The organism is Vibrio sp. CCB-PB317 (assembly GCF_022808245.1).
GTDB classification, from domain to species: domain Bacteria; phylum Pseudomonadota; class Gammaproteobacteria; order Enterobacterales; family Vibrionaceae; genus Vibrio; species Vibrio diabolicus.
On the sequence record NZ_JALGNU010000003.1, the window covers coordinates 342,719 to 363,747 of the forward strand.

The window sequence follows — 21,029 nt, forward strand, 5'->3', positions numbered from 1 at the left end:
ATGAAAACAATAATATTACTCGTTAGCCAGTTACTTTTTGTCAGCTTGTCTGTTAACGCAGCCACGGTGCAGTCAGGAAAAGTCGTGACCGTTGCGCATCACCAATCAACCCAATTGATGATATCCGGCCAAGCGAAGAAAGTGACATTAGGGGATCCAGAAGTCTTGGATATTTTAGTGCTCAGATCGAACGAGCTGTTTCTTATTGGTAAGAAGTTAGGTACTACGAATGTGTCGGTGTGGGATCGCCGAGGCCGGTTAATTGAGCAGTTTAACGTGGAAGTCACGCATGATCTAAACACGCTTAAGTCGAAGCTTTATCAGTTCTTGCCGGATGAAAATATCGAAGTGCACAGTGCGCAAGAAAAAGTGGTACTTAGAGGCTTGGTCAGCAGTCAGCAAAACATGGACACTGCGGTCAAAATTGCTGAAACCTTCGCTTTGGGTGAAGCGGCAGATGAAGAAGATGACAGCTCTAAAGATGATGACAGCATGGTGATCAATCTACTTGCTATTGGCGGGGCTCAACAGGTGACGCTAGAAGTGACCGTTGCCGAAGTGCAGCGCACACTAGTAAGACGCTTTGATTCAAACTTCCACTTTTTCCAAAGAAGTGGAGACTTTACCTGGGGCGGTACGACGGCTGGTGGCGGTATTGATGGCATTGGACCGATTTTGAACGTCCCAACAGTCGAAGATTTCGGTTTTCTAGGGTCGTTTATCGATAGCAATACCTTGTTTACCTTCGCGCTTGATGTGGCGAAACAAAATGGCGTGGCGAAAGTGTTGGCAGAGCCTAGCCTTACCGCATTAAGTGGTACGCAAGCCGAGTTTGTCGCTGGTGGTGAATTCCCAATTCCAGTACCAAATGAAGATGGTATTACCATCGATTATAAAGAGTACGGTGTTCAACTCGACTTCGTTCCGTTTATTTTGAGTGATAAGAGAATCAACCTCAAATTGAACGTCAATGTGAGTGAAATCTCCAACTCAGGTGTGCTGACGTTTAATCCAAACGAAGTGAATGCCACGTTCTTTATTCCGCCAATCACTAAACGAAGTGCTGGCACCACGATTGAGCTGGCTGATGGCCAAACCATTGGTATTGCAGGCTTATTGAGTGAAAACGCCCGTAACGTTGCGAATGGTATACCTGGTGCGAGTGATCTACCTGTGCTAGGTCGCTTGTTTAAGAGTGAAGAATTTACCTCTGGGGAAACAGAACTTGTCATTCTGGTCACCCCTCGATTAGCAACCCCAATCGATCGACGTCGAATCACACTGCCAACGGATGGCTTTGTGGCTCCGAACGATGTGGAGTTCTATTTGCTTGGTAAAGGTGCTGAGTTGGATTTCGATAGATACCAGCTAAACGACATCAGCGAAGAAGATACTAACAACAACTTTATTCAATACGGTTCGTCAGAAGGTGGCTCTGAGGGCAAGTTTGGGCACAGTCTATAAGTGGGAGAGCAAGATGAAAAGCATAATGATAATGACCATTTGTTTCACATCATTCGGCTTGTTTGGCTGTGCGAATGACCCCGAGCTTGGTATCTCGGTTAGCCAGTTGCGCGCTGAACAAACTCTTAATCCAGAAGCGTGGTATGAGAATTTGGGTTATTTACCGGAAGGTAGTGGTGAGCGTACACAAGTTAGCTTAGAGGTATATAACAACAACGGGGTAGCCAAAGATGAGTAAGTGATGTGTTCACTTAGGAGGGGCTATGCGAAGGAATATGCATATAGCACCAAGGCGAACCCAGAAAGGGATTACCTTAGTGTTGATAAGCTTGGTTTTGTTGATTCTGCTAGGCGTTGCGGCGTTTGGTATTGATTTAAATCACCAAGTTCTTAATAAAACACGTTTACAGAATGCGGTCGATACTGCGGCCCTTGCAGGTGCTGTCGTTGCCGATAAGACAGAGGATGTGAATCAGGCTGAAACCGCAGTGAGAACAACGCTTAGTGGAATATCAACCGAGCCTGGAAATTCTGAGCTGACGTTTAGTGACAGTAATACAGCAGTGACATTCTCGCATGATATGCAGACGTTTGTAAGTGCAGCAAGTTTTACACCGCCATTGGGGGAGTACGATATTTATGTCCGCGTAGCGGTCACCGATATTAGCCTAACGCAGTATCTGAGTGGTTTGTTTGGGATTGATAAAGAGGTGTCTGCGAGTGCGGTTGCAGGGCGGAGTGCGGCTATTGCATATACGTGTAATTTAACGCCAATCGCCATGTGTGGTGATCCTGCTGGTGATGTGAGTGATGCATGGGGGTATCGTCCGCCGGGTTACGACCCTAATGTAGATATGGATCCTTCTCTAGTGCATGAGCTGAAAGTCGGGGATCAGAATAACACCGATATGGGGCCCGGGAACTTTCAGTTACTCGATTTTGGGCAAGGAACGGGTAATAGTGGTGCAGCCTTAGTTCGTGATGCATTGTCTGGTGCTTACAACGGTTGCGCCTCAATTGGCGATACCGTTACGACTAAACCAGGTAATAGTGCAGGTCCAGTTGCACAGGGACTGAATGTGAGGCTCAACGACTTTTCGGGACCGATTAAAAATGACGGAACGGTTTTACCAGACAAATACGTGAGAGAGCCCGATGTTTTGGCTGAGACCGATGCGGAGTACGCAGGCGATCTGTATTACGCCAACTATCGTCAGGAGCTAAGCTCTTGTGAAAGCGGAGGAGCTTGTGATGGCAGTAGTTATACAGGTGATGGTGGTCTGAACGGACGCCGGATTTTACGTATCCCTATCGTAGATTGTACGGCTTCTACTGGTAAGTCTGATTTTGATGTTTTGGGCTTTGGTTGCTTCTTTTTACTACAAAAAGTCAGTAACTCAGGTCAATCATCAGTATTTGGGCAATTTCTTTATGATTGTTTAATTAATAACGGTTCGACTGGCACGGATCCGACAGATAAAGGCTTCTACCGTATCCAGCTATACAAAGATCCGTTTAGCGGGGCCTCTTGATATGTTGTATTCAAATAGAAAGCATCAAAGGCCAAATATTTGCAGTCAACAAGGGCTGGCAATCATAGAGTTTATTCTCGCCTTGCCAGTGCTATTGATGCTCACCGTGTTAGTGATCGATGTGAGCCGAGCTTTTATTCAGTATACCGAGGTTAATAAAGCGCTGCAGAATGGGGCAAGGTATGCGGTCGTTGATACGTACGGCACGTTGAACTTTGAGTCAATTGCTGACGAAACCAGTATCAAGAATGTCGTTGTGTATGGAAGCCCAATTGCCTCTACTACACCTGTGATAGACCATATCAGTGTGGACGATATTGTCATTACCCAACCAACGAGTACCAATAAGGTGGTCACTCTATCGGCGACTTACAATTACGTGCCGATATTCTCGACTTTACCTTTTTCGAGCACTTCTTTGCAATTTAGCATTGGGGCGACCACGTCTATGAGGACAGGCCCATGAAACGATTGATAACGAAACAAAAAGGAGTGACTCAGCTTGAGTTCTCGGTAATCGCTTTGGCCGTTATATTAGTCCTGTTTTTGATCATCGAGTTTGCGATCTATTTCTTTTCGGTGCAAATGGTCAATGAGGTAACACGAAGAGCTGCGAGGCTTGCTACCGTGTGCTATATCGCTGATAGGGATGACATTCCTAACTTACCAGCTGTATCAGATCTCTATCCATCAGGCTTTTCTGCGAGTAATTTACAGATAGATTATCTTGATGAAGCTGGTGCAAGTGTTGATGTATCAGGCTTTCTTTCTACCCCTCCAGCGTCTAATGACGTATTAAATGCGCAGTTTTCTCAAATTAAATATGTTCGAGCAAGAGCGGTAAATTATACTTTTCAGTTTTTTGTTTTAGCTGCTTTAATTAATGCAGTAGGGAGTACTCCAGCTTTTGAAACTATATTGCCTGCAGAGAGTTTAGGAATACTTAGACCCGAAGGGACCAATGTCATTACGGATTGCTAATGGAGTAGCTTTATGTTGAAACCAGTTAAAATAAATGAAGAAACATATAAAAGTTTAAAAACTAACTTGATTGTTTGGATAGTTTATTCTACGTCAAACTTTAAAATTCATATTGCTGATGAATTATCCGAATGTGTCAATCTAAATATTGATTGGATAGAGCTAGAGTCTTTTAATTTAGACTTTGTTAAAAATAAGCAAATTCCCGATCTTATTTATATTGAAACCGGTGAAAGTTGGGCGCAGAAAGTGGCTCATGTGTACTCTAGTGACAGTAGCTTACAGCATAATCACACCGCTTTGATTGTCTTTGGTGATGAAAACGATACGGCATCTCTCAAAATGGCATTGAGGCTTGGCGCAACAGACTATTTGTCGCGTTCTGTTGATCTTGGTGAGCTTTATCCGCTATTAAAATCGACCGCGGATGAAAAGATTGCCAATAAACAAATGGGCGATTTAACTTTATTTATCAATACAAAAGGTGGTTCGGGTGCAACAACACTGGCGATCAACACCGCGATAGAACTGTCAAGTTACGCGAAGAGTAAAGTATTGCTCATTGACTTAGATATGCAGTTTAGTGATGCGGCCGATTATTTAAACTGTAAGCCAAAATACAATATTAATGATGTTATTGATTCTGTTAATGATTTGGATGAGTTATCACTAGAAGGTCTCGTATATCAACATCCTTCAGGTTTGAATTATTTATGTTTTAACCAAAATGATACCAAGGATAATCATAAACACGCAGTTCAAGTCAGTAAGTTATTACCTATTCTGAGACAGTTTTACTCACATATTATTGTGGATTTGTCTCATGGTGTTGAGCATGTTTATCAACAAATTGTTTCTCCGGCTACGCATATCTTTTTAATTATGCAGCAGAATGTTACTTCGGTTAAGCATGCTGTCAGCTATATACGTTCTTTAGAATTAGACTATGGTTTAAGTAGTCATCAGGTTGAACTGATTGTTAATCGTTTTGAAAAGAAATCAACAATATCTTTGAAAGACATTGAAAATGCAGTTAGTGGACATGCGATACATTTAGTACCTAATAATTTTGCTATTGCTATCGAGAGCGCTAATTTGGGTAACCCAATTGTTCAATCTAAGAAAAATAGTGCGCTGAAAGCTTCTTTGGCTGAAATATCGCACTTATTAGAAAGTCCGACCAAAGAGAATCAAAGTTGGATCAAAAAACTATTTTCTTAGTAAGGGGGAGTTATGTTTTTCAAACGGAAAGGCGTCGGGAGTTCTTTCAATTCCGTAGATGAAACAAAAGAATCCAAAGTTGTGAATGTCGAGTTGGCAAAATCTGACGAAGATACGTCAGATGAGCAAAGGGCTTTATCGCCTGTTGAAGCCAAGATGAAAGCGATCGAGGAGCAGAAAAAACAGCTAGAACAAGATCTCTCGATCAAACACTACTATCACAAAAAGCTACTGGATACCTTGGATCTCGGGCTTCTATCGCACTTGCAAGAAGATCGCGCGAAAGAGGAGTTACGCGAAGCGGTCGTTCAGCTCATTGCTGAAGATCAAACACACCCGTTGAGCTCTGAAGCTCGCAATCGCGTAATCCATCAAATTGAAGATGAAGTGTTTGGTCTAGGGCCGCTGGAACCGCTGCTTGAAGACCCAACGATCTCAGATATCTTGGTCAATGGTCCGAAAAATATCTTTGTCGAACGTTTTGGTAAGCTCGAGAAAACGCCACATACCTTCTTAGATGAGCGCCATCTGCGCAACATCATTGACCGCATTGTTAGCCAGGTTGGACGAAGAATCGATGAAGCATCACCAATGGTGGATGCTCGACTCAAAGACGGTTCGCGTTTCAATGCGATTATTCCTCCTCTTGCCATTGATGGCCCTTCCGTTTCTATTCGACGTTTTGCAGTTGAACGTTTGAATATGGATAACCTATTAGAGCTTGGTTCGTTATCTCCAGAGATGGCGAAGTTTCTCAATGCTGCGGTTGTGGGGGAAATGAATATCCTTATTTCTGGTGGTACAGGCTCTGGTAAAACAACCACGCTGAATATTTTGTCGGGCTTCATTCCAAGTGATCAACGTATTGTGACCATTGAGGATTCGGCAGAGTTACAACTCCAACAACCACATATTATTCGCTTAGAAACACGTCCTTCTAACATCGAGGGTAAAGGCGAAATATCTCAGCGCGATTTAGTGAAAAACTCGCTACGTATGCGTCCTGACCGGATAGTTGTTGGTGAGGTTCGTGGCTCAGAAGCGGTGGATATGTTATCGGCAATGAACACGGGTCATGATGGGTCGCTGGCCACCATTCACGCGAACACACCAAGGGATGCGTTGAGCCGTATTGAGAATATGTTCTCGATGGCGGGTTGGAACGTGTCGACCAAAAACTTGAGAGCGCAGATTGCCTCCGCCATCAATATTGTCGTGCAAATGGATCGCCAAGAAGATGGTAAACGCCGCATGGTCAGCGTACAAGAAATCAATGGCATGGAAGGCGACGTTATCACCATGTCGGAGATCTTCACCTTCCAAAGAAGAGGGGTCGATCAAGAAGGCAATGTGCTAGGTGATTACATGGCAACAGGGATTGTACCAAGCTGTCATGACCAATTAGTAAAACGAGGCTTAGACGTACCATTTGAAATATTCAATGAAAAAGCCCGTTAGGAGATTGCTATGGATAGTCAATTCCCCCTTTTTCTTGTGCTGCTTTTTTTGTCCGTATTCTTTATTAGCCAGGCGTTAATTCTGCCTTCTGCGGGTAAAAAGGTTAAGCATAAGCAGTTAATTAAGCGGATACACGAAAGCCATAAACACATCGATCAAGAGAGTATTTCTCTACTAAGGGAAAACTCGCTCAAAAACCTTTCTCCATTAGAGCGATGGCTTGTGAGGTTCAGCCTATTCGATAACTTTAAGAAGAAATTGGAATTGGCTGGGATACACATGGGGTTCAGTCGGTTTATTTTTCTCACCTTCCTCGGTGGGGTTGCGGTTGGGCTATTTCTGTTCTTATTCGGGCAAGTTTGGTACCTCTGCGCCGGTGTTGCTGTCGCTTGTTGGGTGTCGGTTTACTTCTACCTACAGAAAAGAATTGCAGATCGTTTAATGAAGTTCGAAGAGCAACTGCCAGAGGCGCTCGATATCATTAAGCGAGTACTACAGGCCGGTCAGCCAATTACACAGGCGTTTGGGGAAGTAGGCAGAGAGGTCAGTGCGCCGCTTGGCCCTGAGTTCATGAATACCTTTAACTTACTCAACTATGGTTATGACCTCCGCTTGGCGATTATGCAAATGTCAGAAAGAACCCCTACGGTATCCATGCTTGCTTTCTCGAGTGCGGTGTTACTGCAAAAAGAAACGGGTGGTAACTTAGTCGAAAACATTGAAAAGCTCTCTCATATCCTACGTGCTCGTTTCAAACTCGCTCGAAAAATCAAAACCATTTCTGCGGAATCTCGAATGTCGGCATGGGTATTAGTATTAGCGCCGTTTGGGTTGTACGTCATCATTTCACTCGTTCGGCCTGAGTATATTGAGCTGCTTCATACGCACCCTATGGGGATCAAAATGGTGATTGGTGGGATGGTGGCCTTATTTATCGGCACGCTGTGGATTCGTAAAATCGTCAATATTGAGGTGTAGCTATGGAAAGCATTCAAGGATGGTTAAACGGTTTTGCTGTCGGCCAAGAGACGTTACTCATGGGGTTGATCCTCATCACCACCGTGTTGGTGGTGATGACGCTGGGCTCGATAATTATCGGGGTCAACTCGCCAATTAAAAGAAAGTTAGCCGAACTGTCTGGTGATAAAAAAGAAGTCTCTCACCACAACAAAAAAATGGCTGACACATTGGAGTCGTTAGCGCCTTTAACTTCGCCAACCAGTGAAAAAGAGCGCCAAACGACACGCAATAAACTGATGCATGCTGGGTTTCATGAAAGCAATGCATTGTCGATGTTTTATGCCATTAAATCGGTCACAACAATACTAGGTGTGATGGTGGCAGCACTGGTGTATTTCTCTATTCCGGAATCTAAATATCTGTACACCTACATGGCGTTATCCGTATTTATTGGGCTTCTGATTCCTGATTTTATTTTGCGCCGAATGGTCAACAAGCGTCAGCAAGCGATTCGTGCAGGTGTGCCCGACATGCTCGATTTGCTGGTGGTTTGTACCGAGTCAGGGCTTGGCTTTAATGCGGCTTTGCGCCGCGTTGCAGATGAGTTGGTTATCTCTCACCCAGAGCTTGCCGATGAAATTGACACGGTGTGCAATAAAATTAAAGCGGGTAAACCAATGCCTGAAGCCTTAAGAGAGCTAGTATTAAGGACAGGGTTAGAAGAATTGATGGGGCTGGTGAGCATGCTTAGCCACGCCTCTCGAATAGGTGGGAGCTTAGTCAACTCCTTGCGTGAGTATACCGAAGACTATAGGGATAAGCGTCAACAAGCAGCAGAAGAAATTGCTGCAAAAATCCCAGTCAAAATGATGTTTCCAATGGTGCTGTTTATTTGGCCATGTTTTTTCATCGTGGCTATTGGACCTGCGTTAATTTCATTGGCTGAGGCATTTTCTAATTAAAAAGCAAAATAGGGATCGTTATGTGGATTAAGAAATACGTCATCATCTCGTTGTTGGTGCTTACCGCATGTTCAACAACTGAACAGTCATCAGACTTCGATTCAACGCTGTACTCAGGTAAGCCCGTTGAGTCACTCACCAATGATGAACCTCCAAAAACAGAGGAGGAGGCAATCTCTCGAGGGGATATTGCATTAAGCAATAAAAATGTCGACTTAGCGTTATATGAATACATTCGCTCGCTCTCTTTTCCTAACGCGGTCCATAAAGACAAAACCTTATACACCGTGGGGCGCATCCATTTGGCAAGAGAGAATTCAGAACTTGCGGATAAATCATTTCGAGCATCTTTAGCAGAGAACCCTGATCACATTGGTTCCCTCACAGAACTTGGCACTCTGTATACGAAACGTGGCGAAAAGGATGTCGGGAAGAGTTACTACATCCGCGCTTTGAATGCTGACCAAATTCGCATGGATGGCAATCCTATTATTACCAAAGACAATATTACAGCTGAGAGCGTTGCAACGTATCGCTATGATGATAAATCACCGGTTTCTGCTTACTCTGGTCTAGGTGTACTTTACGACATTCGTGGCGACCACGATATTGCGCAGGCATTAATTCGAAAAGCGTTGGATATTGATTCAAGAAACGTCAATGCTTTAGTCAGCCTAGGCTATTCCTACTACATGGAAAAAGCTTATTCAAAAGCGGCGCACTTTACTCAAGCTGCGCTGAGCATTAAGCCGGGGGATGAAAAGGGAATCAATAACTTGGGTCTCATTGCACTGGCAAAAGATCAACCACGACAAGCTCTGAGTATTTTTAGTCGACACATGACAGAGCCGGAAGCACTCAACAATGTTGGTTACTTCTTGATCCTTCAAGGCAAACCAGGCGAGGCGATTCCTTATCTACAACAGGCTATTGATAAGAACCCTGCCTATTATGAACTGGCAAATAAAAACTTAGAGCGAGCATTAGCAATGGTAAGAGAGCGAGGGGATACCTCTACCGCGCTTCTCCAATAACTTCACAGTCTATTTAAAAATAAAGCCACTCAGCAAGATGGAGTGGCTTTTTCATTTTTGGGGACTTTTTCATTTCTGGGGGAGTAGTGCCGTTGTAAAATTGTTTGTTCAATTAGCCGTTCATTCGCTTCTTTCAGGGTAAGAAGCATAGCGCCGCAAAGCCCAACCAACTATCTTCCATAACATCACCGTCAAGAGTGTTGCGAGGTAGCCATCAATAGCATAATGCCAGGCTAAATGTACCGAACCGATTTGAATGATGACGGCGAAAGCGTAAGCAAAGTAGCCGGTGGTTTTGTTGAGTCTATAAATTGATAGCGCCATCAAAACAGCAATGGAAACGTGCAAACTCGGCATTGCCGAAATGCCAGAGCCAATACCATTGGCATTCGCGATGTACTCATCCCAAAGATATTGCTGTGTAGGCAATGCCCACAATTGCCCAGCGTCCACATTGGTAAGATATTGGCTTTGGGCTTCGAGCGTTTTCATCAGAGGAACAAACTGTTCATCTCCGGTGATAAGCTCCACGTAGCAAGGACCTGCTGAAGAGAGTAACGTGGCGAAGAAGACACCAAAAATCATCCAAGACAATGCGAACGTGAGTAAAAATTGTTGCCTTACCAACGGGTATTTTTTGTAGATAAGGAAAAAGATGAGTATACCCCACATACAAAAAAACCATGCGTTGTAGGCAACGTTTAGCGTCAGTGAGGCCCAAGCATTGGAGAATAATGCATGGGTCAATTCCCAAGGTGCAACGCCGAAGTGCAACAGCGTATCAATATTCGCAAAGGTTAGATCCCATTTAAAAGGATTGATGATTGGAATAAGCGATTTCAAAAACGTGTGGTTAGAGAAAATCAGGTTAAGTGCCATCATCGAAACAAACACTGATACAGGGCGGTGGAGTGGAAAAATAAGATGCTTCAGTTTTCGTATGAAGCACTTTGCTGGCTGTTTTTCTTTGCGCAGTATGAGATAGAAATAATAATAGATACACCAGCTTAAACCTGTGACATACAAAGCTTGCATGAGCGTTTCAAGGTAAGTGGTAAAAGAGTAATCAATAGGGAAGTCGAGGTATAAAGAACAAAGATAAATGACAGCAGTCGAGATAAAGCAATAGGTGTAGAAAATCTTATCGTTCAATAACTCGTTCTTCATAGACTGGAGCCAAGTCGCTGCTTTTTGCTGCCAACTTACGTTGATCTGGTAATTGTTGTCTTGTTCCATCGACGATCCGTCATCTCTATCCTTCCAATGTCATTAAGCTTAGTTGAGAAAACGGGCACTTGTCTTTAAGTGCCCGCTAAGAGTTTGTCGTTTAAGATTTTTACATCATGCCCGTGACAAGGCCTGCCGCCACAAAAAACACGATCATCCACAGCACCGAAAGGTTGATCTTTTTGTGTAGATAGAAACCCGCAATCACTAACGCCATGTCGATGGGAGCAACAACTGCGCTGCTAAATACTGGCTGGTAAAGTGCCGCGAGTAGCAACCCTACAACTGAGGCATTTACACCGTTGATGGCGCCGGAGACCAGCGGTTTGCCTGCCAGTGCTTGCCAGTTTTTAAGAACGCCAAGCAGTAAAAGAAACCCTGGGAGGAATACGCCAAGCGTTGCGATCAGCGCACCTAAAATTGGCGTATCCGAAAGCTCATAACCGATAAAAGTCGCAAAGGTGAACATTGGCCCCGGTACAGCTTGTGCAGCGGCGTAGCCTGTTAAAAATGCATCTTGGCTGAGCTGGTCGCCAACAATGTTTTGTAGAAGCGGCAGCACCACATGACCGCCACCAAACACTAAACTACCAGCTTGGAAAAAATCACTAAACAGTCCAAGCAAAGGTAACGTATGAGCCACTAACGGTAAGCCGAGCAAAAGCACCGTAAATAGAGCCAATGGTGCGATAGACGGTTTAAACGGCTCGGCTGATGGCGCGGAGTCTTTCTTCAGATATCGCATGCCGACAAAACCTGCTGCGAGCAACACGAGCATTTGCGTCATGATGCTTGGTGCCACCAGCAACGCAATCGCAGTCGCGACGCACAAACCCGCGGTCAGTTTGCCTTGGCAGAAGTTTTTGTACATGCCCCAAGCCGCATCCGCCACGACGACGACTGCGAGCAGTTTTAGGCCGTGAACGATGTTTTGGAACACTGCTGTGTCGGTGATTTGGCTGCTCACCATTGCCAGCGCCAACATGATGATCACCGAAGGAAGCGTGAATCCGACAAATGCTGCGCATGCGCCACCTAAACCGCCACGTTTATAGCCTAAAGCAAAGCCAACTTGGCTTGAGCCCGGTCCCGGCAAAAACTGACTGAGCGCGACAATTTGCGCGTACTCGCTGTCATCAAGCCATTTCAGTTTCTCAACAAAGGTTTGGCGAAAATAACCAATATGAGCCGCAGGGCCGCCGAAGCTGAACCAACCCAGCCAGAAAAAAGTTTTGAAGATGGTGAACATGTCGAGCCTGTTTATCTAAAAAGCATTGTTGCTAATTTATCGGATGCTCTAAAATGACTCAAATTGATAGATTTAATTTCATTTATGAATGAAATGGGATGAAGGTATTGAGGTGAAAGAGGACATTCAGTGGCGCAACATTGACTTGAACTTATTGGTGACGTTTTCCTACTTGTATCGACATCGAAGCGTTAGCGTCGCTGCAGAGAAAAGTTACGTTAGCCAGTCGGCGATGAGTCATAGTTTGTCTCGTTTAAGGTTGTTGTTTGACGACCCGCTTTTTGAGCGAAAAGGACACAAGATGGAGCCCACCGAGCACGCTCACCACATCGCGCCAACTGTGCATCACTTGTTGGATTCTATCGCCAAAGACTTGCTCACTAAGTCTGCCTTTCAACCTGAAAATTACGCGGGTGTATGTCGCATTGGGTTAACGGATTATGCCGAGTTTATTTTTGCTCCTCGGCTTTATGACGAAATACGCCAGCGCGCACCAGAGGCGCAGATCAGTTTTATTAACGTCAATCGTAGCAACTACGTGGCATTAACTGAGCACGAAAAGCTCGATGTCATTATTGGCAGCATGCCGGTGTTGGATGACAACTTTGAGAGCTTGTACTTGTACACGGAAAAACACGTGTGTATGTGTGATAAACAGGTATTGAAAGGGGAAACACAGCTCTCTCTGGAAGCGTTCGCGAACATAGAGCAAGCTCTGGTAAGTCCCGATGGGAGCTTAAAGACACAAGTAGACCAAAAGCTCGCAGAACATGGCTTGAGCCGTCAAGTCACCGTGGCGTCGCGCAACTTTCTCACCATTCGGCATTTATTGAAAAAGCGCGATCTCATTGCCATCGTGCCAGAAAAAATGGCGTTGGCGGAGGGCTTTTCGGACGATCTCATTACTGTTAAGCCGCCGATCGCCGTTGCGGATTTTGATATTGCCATGCTGTGGCATTCCAGCCGAAACAATGAAGACAAAGGCATTTGGCTACGCGAGTTGGTTTCTTCGACCATCACCTCTCACATATAAAAAGGGCACCAAAGGGTGCCCAGAATGTTTGTCATTGAGAGTCTGTGTTATACCGCTTGCGAAGCTGGCGCGGCCTCTTTTATACGTTCTTCCTGATTCAATGATTTTTCGTATTGGCTGTACTTCCACCAAGCAAAGCCAAGGAAAATCACGATACCGCCAACGTTGTAGAAAATGATGGTCATGATGTCGGCCCCAGTAGGGAAGGTCGATGCTAAGAAACCAACCGTAAAGATAGCGATCAGTACCGATACGGTAGCGATGCCCATTTTGCGTGAGCCCATTTTGAAATCACGCTCGACGTGATCCAGTTTTAAGCGCAGATTCAGGTACGCCAACATGATGAACAGTGGTGGGAGCATGGATGCCGCCGCGGTCATGTTGATCACGGTGTTCATCAGATCTTGAGCGGTGTTAGAACCTAATGTTGGGATGATCATCAGTGGGATAACGATAAGGAATTGATACCAAGCTGCGCGAGCTGGTACGCCGTTTTCGTTCAGCTCTACGGTTTTCTTACCAAAAATGCCTTCTGGAATCTCAGAGAAGAAGATTTTCACTGGCGTTGCTGTCCACATCAGTAGAGAGCCAAACATAGCGGTGAAGGATACCAAGCCTACGAAGCGGTTCATCAATATTTCTGGCAAACCAAAGTACGCAGCCAAACCTTCAAATACTTGAACCGATCCGCCCGTGTATTTTAGGGTTTCGCTAGGAACAAAAACGTTAATCAAAACAGACGCGACTGAGTAAAGCACACCGATAAAGATACCTGCGATGATGATGACTTTAACGAACGATTTCGAGCCGCCTTTCACATCGTTTACGTAAACCGCGACCGATTCCGCACCGCCTGCCGCCATAAAGATCCATGTAGTAATGCCTAAAAATGCCCAGCTGAAATCAGGGATCATCGCTTCTACGGTAATTGGATCAGCCGGTTCTACGCCGCCGATCAACGCAGCGCCAGCCAGTAAAATGTACGACATTGTCAGTAGCAGCATGAGGGAGGAGGTCACCGACGTAATTGGCCCCAACATTTTCGCGCCGTTTGTCGATACGTAGGTCGCAAACGCAAACAAAATCATACTGAGCACGGTAGTGGTGAATGGCGTCAGAATGTATTCATAGCCCAAGAACGCGTAAGACGCATAAGCGATAACACGCGGCAGCAAGGACGTGAAGAAGAATAGGTTAACGAACCAGTAAGTGTAGGCAGAGATAAACGCCCAGCGACCGCCGAGTGAGCTTTTTACCCATGCGTAGACCCCCGCTTCAGAATCTTTATTCAGAGATACGAATTCTGCGATGATCAAACAGAAAGGGATGAAATAAAAAATGGTCGCCAGAAAGAACATTGGCGCAGAAGCTAGACCGATCTCGATGTTGTTATTGATTACGTTATTAAAGCTAAATACTGCGGCAAAGGTGAGGGACAACAACCCGAATTTGCCTATCGTATTACGTTTGGATTCAGACATGTTCTATCTCCGGTGAATCACGTTGGAATTGTAGGGAGGAAGGGCTTGTAATGCTGTGACCACAGCCCTTCTCTTGTTTTATTTATTTAGGAAGTAGCCATCTTCTATGGTCACTTTGAGCACCACTTTTCTTACGCGGTTGTCTCCATGGAAGCGGTACGCTTCACTGTTTTCAAAAATCGCCACTTGGCCTTCGCAAAGCTCACGTGTTTCACCCTGACCAGAAAAAAATTCGCGGTCGGTTTCATCACGATAAGCTTGTTCTAGTGTCAAAGCGGTTTTATCCGCGAACTCAACGGTTTCTCGGCCTTCGAGGTAGTAATGCACATCGAAGTAACGACGGTTACCGATAAACGTTTCGGTTTGTTTCGCGATGCCATCTTCAACCATGTAAACCAGTGAATCGCCAATCGAGTGCATCACGCCATCTTTGATGTTGCCGATGTTGCCAATGGCTTCCACACAGCGGTTCCATTTACGACCGTTGCGATATACCTGTTTGAATTGCTCTAAGCTGTCTAACACGATCATGGATTACCCCTCGTTGACTGATTGAGTATTGGTTTGAGTGAAAAACGCGTTGTCGAAATCATGGTTTGCCATCACGTGTGCGTTGCAATCGCCTGCTTGCAGTGGCATCAGCGTCAAACCGTAACGGAACTCGTCCATGTACACGCGGTAAGAGTCGAGCACTTCGCTGCCCCATGAGTTCGAGCCTAACCCCATCACTTGATGGTCAAGGTTAAGGGTGATGTAGCCACTCTTTTCTAGCTCGATCGTATGTTGCGCTTGATGCAGGTTTTGGTTGGTGTAGAACCACGCGCTGAAGTTGATTTCTTGCTGAGGTTTCACCAATAACCCTGTGCCATGACGGTTGGTGAGCGATGCCCAGCGCACGTGTTGGCGGTTGCCGTTGTTTTGCGGGAACGGGTAGTTCTCGAACATGTCCGCCACATTGGTGTGGTAAACATCAATGAGGTTGGCTTGGCAACTGTCTTGGTAGTTTTCTTCTGGGCCGCGACCGTAGTAACTCACTTGATCAAAGCTGCCGTTGATGCCCAAATCCAAGCCGATGACCGGAATCACGTGAGGGTAGTCGCCGTAGCGCTCGCCACTCAGTTCCACGTTCAAATGGCCGTGAGCATTGATTTGATAACGATAGGTACAACGCATGCCAAAATCAAAGACCGGCGGCGCAATGATGCTGGTGGTCGTAATCAAGACGGAATCATCAGTTGCTTCCACAGCAAGTGTGCGGAAGTGCTCCTGCATGATTTGCAGGTGCGCTGGGTGCCACAAACCTTCATACTCTTGTTTGTGGTTATCAATCATCGGTTTGAAGAAGTTCAGTCTCGGCTCTGATTGAATGATCTCTTCGCCATTTACGCGCCAAGAAGTCAGCTTGCCGTTTACTTTCGAGAAAGTAAGCGCGAAGTTATAGCCTTCAATTACGTGTTCCAAACGGCTTTCGTTAATCACCAAAGGTTGTGCGTTGCGATTGATGAACGCAGATGCAGACGCGGTCTTTTCTTTCAGTTGGAACTGATACACCGCAATTTCATGGTTGGCTTCGCTGTAAAGCGTGCGACTGTCTTTGCGTACGGTGAAGTTGATGAAGGCTTCGCGCTCATCCAATTCTGGCAAGTCGATGGTCACTTCACGTTCGCTGTTGGCGACCAAAGCTTCGACTTTGAATTGCACGCTTCGCAAGGTTTCACCTTCGGCACGCACATCAGCAGTAATGGTGTAATCATCGAGGCTGGTGAACCACAATTTGTTCTCAACGATAAAGCGGTCATGGCAACCTTCAACGGCGCGGATTTTCACTGGCGCAATCACTTGTTTGTATTCTTTCAGGCCTGGGCCTGGGGTTTGATCTGGGTAAATCAAACCATCCATACAAAAGTTGTAATTGTTTGGGTAGTCGCCATAATCGCCGCCGTATTTGTAGAACTCTTGGCCGTGTTCATCACGCGCTAGAATGCCGTGATCACACCATTCCCAAACGTAGTGACCTTGAATGTGGTCGTGCGCATAGAACACATTTTGATATTCCGTCAGGCCACCTGGTCCATTGCCCATCGCGTGTGCGTATTCGCAGATAATGCGTGGCTTCTCGTGTGGGTGTTCGCCAAAGTAATTCATCAGTTGAGCGCGTGAGTACATAGTGGAAATCACATCGACCACTTCAGCATCGCGGTCTTCTTCGTAGTGAACCAAACGGGTATCATCAATTGCTTTGGTCGCTGCATACATCGCACGGATGTTACAGCCATAACCCGATTCGTTACCGAGTGACCACATGATGATCGAAGGGTGGTTCTTTTGCGCATGAACATGACGCACTGCGCGATCAACAAACACCGCTTCCCATGCTGGATCATTGGTGATACGGCTCAGGTCGCCAACGTTGGCAAAGCCGTGGGTTTCCACATCGGTTTCTGCCATCACAAACAGGCCGTAAATATCACACAGCTCGTAGAAGCGTGGGTCGTTCGGGTAGTGTGCGGTGCGAACCGAGTTGATGTTGTGTTGCTTCATCAAAATCAGATCTTTTTCCACGCGGTCCATGCCCACTGCGCGACCTTTTAGGTGGTCGTTGTCATGACGGTTTACACCATGCAGCATCACGTATTGATTGTTGATGTAAAATAGGCCATCACGCACCTTGATATCACGGAAACCCACGCGTTGTGGGATCACTTCCACTACGTTGCCTTGGTGATCTTTTAAGGTGATGAACAAGTGGTAAAGGTAAGGGGTTTCAGCCGTCCAATGCGTTGGATTCACCATATCAATCGCAAAGCTTGTTGAGTGGTGGTTTTGGATAGTCAGTGAATCGCATTGACCACTGGCTACGACAGTGCCTTTGTCATGCAGCGCGTATTCCAGCGTATAGCCAGACGCGATAGCGGTGGAAAGGTTTTCCAATTCGATTTGAGCACTGAGCGTCGCACTTTGGTAATCGTCGGCGAAATCGGTACGAATGGTGAGATCTTGGACGTGAACCTGCTCTTTGCCCACAAGGTAAGCATCGCGGAAGATCCCTGCCGTCCACCACATGTCTTGGTCTTCAATGTAAGTGGAATCGGCCCACTGCATCACGCGTACAGACAGCAAGTTTTCGCCTTGTTGGACGAACTTGGAAATGTCGAATTCCGCTGTGAGTCGGCTGCCTTTACTAAAGCCGACGTACTCGCCGTTTACGTACACTTCAAAGTAGGTTTCCACGCCATCGAACTTGATGATAGTTTGTTGGTTATCCCACTGTGGACCAAGTGTAAATGTGCGTTGATAAGCGCCCGTTGGGTTGTCGGTTGGTACAAACGGGACGTCGATCGGGAATGGGAAGCCTTCATCGGTGTATTGCAGATCGCCGTGGCCTTCCATTTGCCACATGTTTGGGACGGTAATGTGTCCCCAGTCGTTCATTGTTTGTGAGTAAAACGCATCAGGCACCAACATTGGGTTGGTGAAATAACGGAATGTCCATTGGCCGCTGAGCAACATAAAGCGGCGACTCAGTTCACGTTGAAAGGTTTGTGCGCTCTGAACTGAGTCGTAGGAGAAAAAGTACGCACGTGGTGCCATACGATTCTCGTGTAAGTGTTGGAAGTTTTCCCAATTGTTCACGTTTTGATCTCCCCTCGGCTTGGTGCGCTTATGTTGGAGTGCGGATTGGTTTCATCGCGGCTCAACATCAGTGCAAAAACAACGGCCGATGTATTGTGAAAAATGCTTATGAATAATCTGAGAAAGATATTAGTAAAAGTTTTACTAAAATAAATTAGTGAAAACGTTTTACTTTAACTTGATCACGTTTTAAATGACCAATGTTGAGCAAGATGTGATCAGAGTAAAGGAATGCGTTCTAGATTGTTTTGGAAAGTAAAAACAGTAAAAATTCGGTAGAAAATAAAAGAAGAAATAAAAAGCACTGAAAATTCAGTGCCTTATTTGAGCAGTTTTGAGGGTGTTTTTATCGAGTTGTGCCGCGTAGCTTGAGCTTGCTTGGAACGTACACTTGAAGGGGCAGTGCGCGTCCGTCACGGTATTTTTCTACTAACAAGTTCACGCCTTGAATCCCCATCATTTCAGAATGAATACGAACGGTAGATAGAGGAGGGAAGGTAAAGCGCGCGGTAGGAATGTCGTTCACGCTGATCAGCGCAATATCATCAGGAATGTTTAAACCAAACTCATGCACTGCTCGTAACACACCAATCGCAATGGAGTCCGAAGCAATGAACATCGCTTTTGGGAAATCGCCTTTAGCCAGCATCTCTTTCGCTAAGTCATAACCGGACAAGCTAGAGAAATCGCCACGATAAATGTCGTCTTCAGAAACCACACCTTTTAGACTGCCGTAGTCCACAAACGCATTTTCACGAATGTCTGCGGTGTTGGGCTCGTCTTGTCCACCAATAAAGCCGATGCGTTCGTAGCCTTGTTGTACAAAGAAATCAACCACTTGCTTGCTGATTCTTACAAGGTCGATATCAACGCAATCGTAAGGGCTAGTTGGATCTGAAAAGTCGATGTAACAGATGCTATCGGCTAGGCGTTTAGGTAACTTATTGACCACCTTTTGGTCGACTTTCCCGACTAAAAGGACACCCGTAATCTTTTGCGTTTCAACATCAATTTCGCTGTTGTAGCAATTGGTTAGCGTAATGCCGAGTTTGTCGCACTGAGTTTCAATCCCATGACGAATCGACAAGTAGTACGGGTCATTCACTTCTGCTTCTTGTTTGTAATTATACAAGGCCAAAAAGTGATGTTTTTGCTTGGCTTCTTTGGTGGCTTTCTTCGAACTGCTGGTGCGGTATTCCAGCTTTTCTGCGATTTCTAAAATGCGGCGTTTGGTTTCTTCTTTAACGCTCAACGTCGGATCGTCATTCAAAACTCGCGATACAGTTGCAAGTGAGACGCCCGCTTCTGTAGCGATATCTTTTAGTGTTGCCATGTACATTTCCCGTTGGCATTGCTCACAGTCCAAGTGAGAACTCAATAATCTGGCTATTGTAAACAGCTACTTAGGGATGCACAAACTTTTAGTAAAATCGTGCGATCCACGAAAGAGAGCGGTATCTGCTCGACTCATCTTCACAGCTCATCATCTTCTTGGTTTAATTTAACTAAAGTTAGCATCTAAAATAAAGCTTTTGTGTAATTTTGTGGAAACGTTTACACAATTTGAATTCGATCACGGATCTGGATCGAGATTGGTTGCTAGACTTTTAGCCAGTTAAGAAATGGGCGTACTGATTCGATGCAATGGCGATTGGCTTTTAGCGCATCAGAGTGAGGTATGAACAGAAAGCAGCAAACGTGGAGAAGCAAAAAGTGAAAGTTCTTGTCACAGGCGGTATGGGATACATCGGTAGTCACACTTGCGTTCAGATGATTGAAGCGGGAATGGAACCTATCATCGTTGATAACTTGTGTAACGCCAAACTGGAAGTGTTAAACCGTATTGAAGCGCTGACTGGCAAACAGCCTGCGTTCCACCAAGGTGACATCCGTGACGAAGCCTTTTTGGATACGGTATTCGCGCAGCACGACATCCAAGCCGTGATCCACTTTGCTGGCCTCAAAGCGGTTGGCGAATCGGTGGCAAAACCACTTGAGTACTACGACAACAACGTCAATGGCTCATTGGTGTTAGCGCGCAGCATGCGTAAAGCGGGCGTGAAAAGCATCGTATTCAGTTCATCGGCAACGGTTTACGGTGACCCTGAAATAGTGCCGATTACGGAAGATTCACCAACAGGCGCAACCACCAATCCATACGGACGCAGCAAATATATGGTGGAGCAGTGCTTAAGCGATCTGTTCCATGCTGAAAACGACTGGAGCATCACCTTACTGCGTTACTTCAACCCAGTTGGCGCGCACTCATCGGGCTGCATGGGGGAAGACCCACAAGGCATTCCCAATAACCTGATGCCATTTATCGCCCAAGTCGCTGTTGGTCGCCGAGAAAAACTCTCGGTATTCGGTAGCGACTATCCAACCCCTGACGGCACTGGCGTGCGTGATTACATCCATGTGATGGATCTGGCCGACGGCCACATCGCCGCATTGAAATCGGTGGGTGAGAAATCGGGTTTGCACATTTACAACTTAGGTACAGGTAAAGGCTCGAGCGTACTTGAGATGGTGGATGCGTTCGCGGCCGCTTGCGGTAAACCAGTGCCTTACGAGTTATGCCCGCGTCGTCCTGGGGATATTGCTGAATGTTGGGCAAGCACGGAAAAAGCTGAGCGTGAACTAGGCTGGAAAGCAACACGCACGGTAGCTGAAATGACTGCCGATACGTGGCACTGGCAGTCAAATAACCCTAGTGGCTATTCCCCTGCGTAGTTTACGTCGCCGCATTATTGTCTGCACTTTCCAATTCCATTGAGAAATGCAGATGAAAGAA

Annotated in this window: 18 protein-coding genes; 12 read left to right on the forward strand and 6 right to left on the reverse strand. The window is 45.7% G+C overall.

The features are described 5' to 3' along the window. Genes MTR11_RS18775 through MTR11_RS18820 form a run of 10 tightly spaced genes read left to right on the forward strand, consistent with a single transcriptional unit; the run spans window position 1 to window position 9,612 of the window. Window positions 1–1,464 (forward strand): type II and III secretion system protein family protein, encoded by a 1,464-nt coding sequence (locus tag MTR11_RS18775; protein WP_243328192.1) that lies wholly within the window; start codon window positions 1–3, stop codon window positions 1,462–1,464. Between the two features lie 13 nt (window positions 1,465–1,477). Then, entirely contained in the window at window positions 1,478–1,702 is a 225-nt protein-coding gene (locus MTR11_RS18780; protein ID WP_012841463.1) for a hypothetical protein, read from the forward strand. A gap of 25 nt (window positions 1,703–1,727) precedes the next feature. Then, on the forward strand, window positions 1,728–2,996 hold the full coding sequence (locus MTR11_RS18785; RefSeq protein ID WP_109169524.1) for a pilus assembly protein TadG-related protein: 1,269 nt from the start codon (window positions 1,728–1,730) through the stop codon (window positions 2,994–2,996). 1 nt (window position 2,997) lies between these two features. Further along, complete coding sequence (locus tag MTR11_RS18790) at window positions 2,998–3,462, forward strand: TadE/TadG family type IV pilus assembly protein (RefSeq protein WP_012841464.1); 465 nt, start codon at window positions 2,998–3,000, stop codon at window positions 3,460–3,462. Beyond that, window positions 3,459–3,977: a TadE/TadG family type IV pilus assembly protein gene (locus tag MTR11_RS18795; RefSeq protein WP_041852895.1), complete on the forward strand. Its 519-nt coding sequence runs from the start codon at window positions 3,459–3,461 to the stop codon at window positions 3,975–3,977. The genes MTR11_RS18790 and MTR11_RS18795 overlap by 4 nt, the downstream gene beginning before the upstream one ends. Before the next feature lie 12 nt (window positions 3,978–3,989). Continuing rightward, a complete protein-coding gene (locus MTR11_RS18800) occupies window positions 3,990–5,198 on the forward strand; it encodes an AAA family ATPase (RefSeq protein ID WP_006742392.1) in 1,209 nt (402 codons plus the stop codon). 12 nt (window positions 5,199–5,210) lie between these two features. Continuing rightward, window positions 5,211–6,656: a CpaF family protein gene (locus tag MTR11_RS18805; protein WP_006742393.1), complete on the forward strand. Its 1,446-nt coding sequence runs from the start codon at window positions 5,211–5,213 to the stop codon at window positions 6,654–6,656. A 9-nt stretch (window positions 6,657–6,665) separates the two neighbouring features. Next, window positions 6,666–7,634: a type II secretion system F family protein gene (locus tag MTR11_RS18810; protein ID WP_006742394.1), complete on the forward strand. Its 969-nt coding sequence runs from the start codon at window positions 6,666–6,668 to the stop codon at window positions 7,632–7,634. A gap of 2 nt (window positions 7,635–7,636) precedes the next feature. Continuing rightward, window positions 7,637–8,578: a type II secretion system F family protein gene (locus tag MTR11_RS18815; protein WP_047008928.1), complete on the forward strand. Its 942-nt coding sequence runs from the start codon at window positions 7,637–7,639 to the stop codon at window positions 8,576–8,578. A gap of 20 nt (window positions 8,579–8,598) precedes the next feature. Next, a complete protein-coding gene (locus tag MTR11_RS18820) occupies window positions 8,599–9,612 on the forward strand; it encodes a tetratricopeptide repeat protein (protein WP_134647091.1) in 1,014 nt (337 codons plus the stop codon). A 120-nt stretch (window positions 9,613–9,732) separates the two neighbouring features. Here the strand turns inward: MTR11_RS18820 and MTR11_RS18825 are convergent, their stop codons facing one another. Both MTR11_RS18825 and chrA read right to left on the reverse strand, forming a co-directional pair. After that, window positions 9,733–10,848 carry a phosphatase PAP2 family protein gene (locus tag MTR11_RS18825; RefSeq protein ID WP_243328193.1) on the reverse strand — a complete coding sequence of 372 codons (1,116 nt, stop codon included), beginning with the start codon at window positions 10,846–10,848 and terminating at the stop codon, window positions 9,733–9,735. Window positions 10,849–10,948: 100 nt separating this feature from the next. Then, window positions 10,949–12,088: a chromate efflux transporter gene (gene chrA, locus MTR11_RS18830; protein ID WP_243328194.1), complete on the reverse strand. Its 1,140-nt coding sequence runs from the start codon at window positions 12,086–12,088 to the stop codon at window positions 10,949–10,951. A gap of 112 nt (window positions 12,089–12,200) precedes the next feature. On the opposite strand from chrA, the gene MTR11_RS18835 reads away from it, so the two are divergent. Next, window positions 12,201–13,121 carry a LysR family transcriptional regulator gene (locus MTR11_RS18835; protein ID WP_025534324.1) on the forward strand — a complete coding sequence of 307 codons (921 nt, stop codon included), beginning with the start codon at window positions 12,201–12,203 and terminating at the stop codon, window positions 13,119–13,121. 47 nt (window positions 13,122–13,168) lie between these two features. On the opposite strand, the gene MTR11_RS18840 is transcribed toward MTR11_RS18835, so the two are convergent. The 4 genes from MTR11_RS18840 to ebgR form a co-directional block, all read right to left on the reverse strand. Further along, window positions 13,169–14,602, reverse strand: a complete 1,434-nt coding sequence (locus MTR11_RS18840) for an amino acid permease (RefSeq protein ID WP_005456559.1) — start codon at window positions 14,600–14,602, stop codon at window positions 13,169–13,171. Window positions 14,603–14,680: 78 nt separating this feature from the next. After that, window positions 14,681–15,133, reverse strand: coding sequence for a beta-galactosidase subunit beta (locus MTR11_RS18845; RefSeq protein ID WP_020835434.1), 453 nt, complete (start codon window positions 15,131–15,133; stop codon window positions 14,681–14,683). 3 nt (window positions 15,134–15,136) lie between these two features. Then, the gene (gene ebgA, locus MTR11_RS18850; protein ID WP_243328195.1) at window positions 15,137–18,235 is read right to left on the reverse strand and encodes a beta-galactosidase subunit alpha; all 3,099 of its coding nucleotides are present in this window, start codon (window positions 18,233–18,235) and stop codon (window positions 15,137–15,139) included. A 346-nt stretch (window positions 18,236–18,581) separates the two neighbouring features. After that, window positions 18,582–19,568, reverse strand: coding sequence for a transcriptional regulator EbgR (gene ebgR / locus MTR11_RS18855; protein WP_005494135.1), 987 nt, complete (start codon window positions 19,566–19,568; stop codon window positions 18,582–18,584). Between the two features lie 380 nt (window positions 19,569–19,948). Here ebgR and galE point away from each other — a divergent pair, with 380 nt between their 5' ends. Beyond that, entirely contained in the window at window positions 19,949–20,968 is a 1,020-nt protein-coding gene (gene galE / locus MTR11_RS18860) for a UDP-glucose 4-epimerase GalE (protein ID WP_054390467.1), read from the forward strand. Window positions 20,969–21,029 lie beyond the last annotated feature (61 nt).

Excerpts from the sequence above, each read along its gene's own strand:
- MTR11_RS18775 (WP_243328192.1), top strand. The coding sequence starts at position 1 with ATGAAAACAATAATATTACTCGTTAGCCAGTTACTTTTTGTCAGCTTG.
- MTR11_RS18780 (WP_012841463.1), top strand. The coding sequence starts at position 1,478 with ATGAAAAGCATAATGATAATGACCATTTGTTTCACATCATTCGGCTTG.
- MTR11_RS18785 (WP_109169524.1), top strand. The coding sequence starts at position 1,728 with ATGCGAAGGAATATGCATATAGCACCAAGGCGAACCCAGAAAGGGATT.
- MTR11_RS18790 (WP_012841464.1), top strand. The coding sequence starts at position 2,998 with ATGTTGTATTCAAATAGAAAGCATCAAAGGCCAAATATTTGCAGTCAA.
- MTR11_RS18795 (WP_041852895.1), top strand. The coding sequence starts at position 3,459 with ATGAAACGATTGATAACGAAACAAAAAGGAGTGACTCAGCTTGAGTTC.
- MTR11_RS18800 (WP_006742392.1), top strand. The coding sequence starts at position 3,990 with ATGTTGAAACCAGTTAAAATAAATGAAGAAACATATAAAAGTTTAAAA.
- MTR11_RS18805 (WP_006742393.1), top strand. The coding sequence starts at position 5,211 with ATGTTTTTCAAACGGAAAGGCGTCGGGAGTTCTTTCAATTCCGTAGAT.
- MTR11_RS18810 (WP_006742394.1), top strand. The coding sequence starts at position 6,666 with ATGGATAGTCAATTCCCCCTTTTTCTTGTGCTGCTTTTTTTGTCCGTA.
- MTR11_RS18815 (WP_047008928.1), top strand. The coding sequence starts at position 7,637 with ATGGAAAGCATTCAAGGATGGTTAAACGGTTTTGCTGTCGGCCAAGAG.
- MTR11_RS18820 (WP_134647091.1), top strand. The coding sequence starts at position 8,599 with ATGTGGATTAAGAAATACGTCATCATCTCGTTGTTGGTGCTTACCGCA.
- MTR11_RS18825 (WP_243328193.1), bottom strand. The coding sequence starts at position 10,848 with ATGGAACAAGACAACAATTACCAGATCAACGTAAGTTGGCAGCAAAAA.
- chrA (WP_243328194.1), bottom strand. The coding sequence starts at position 12,088 with ATGTTCACCATCTTCAAAACTTTTTTCTGGCTGGGTTGGTTCAGCTTC.
- MTR11_RS18840 (WP_005456559.1), bottom strand. The coding sequence starts at position 14,602 with ATGTCTGAATCCAAACGTAATACGATAGGCAAATTCGGGTTGTTGTCC.
- MTR11_RS18845 (WP_020835434.1), bottom strand. The coding sequence starts at position 15,133 with ATGATCGTGTTAGACAGCTTAGAGCAATTCAAACAGGTATATCGCAAC.
- ebgR (WP_005494135.1), bottom strand. The coding sequence starts at position 19,568 with ATGGCAACACTAAAAGATATCGCTACAGAAGCGGGCGTCTCACTTGCA.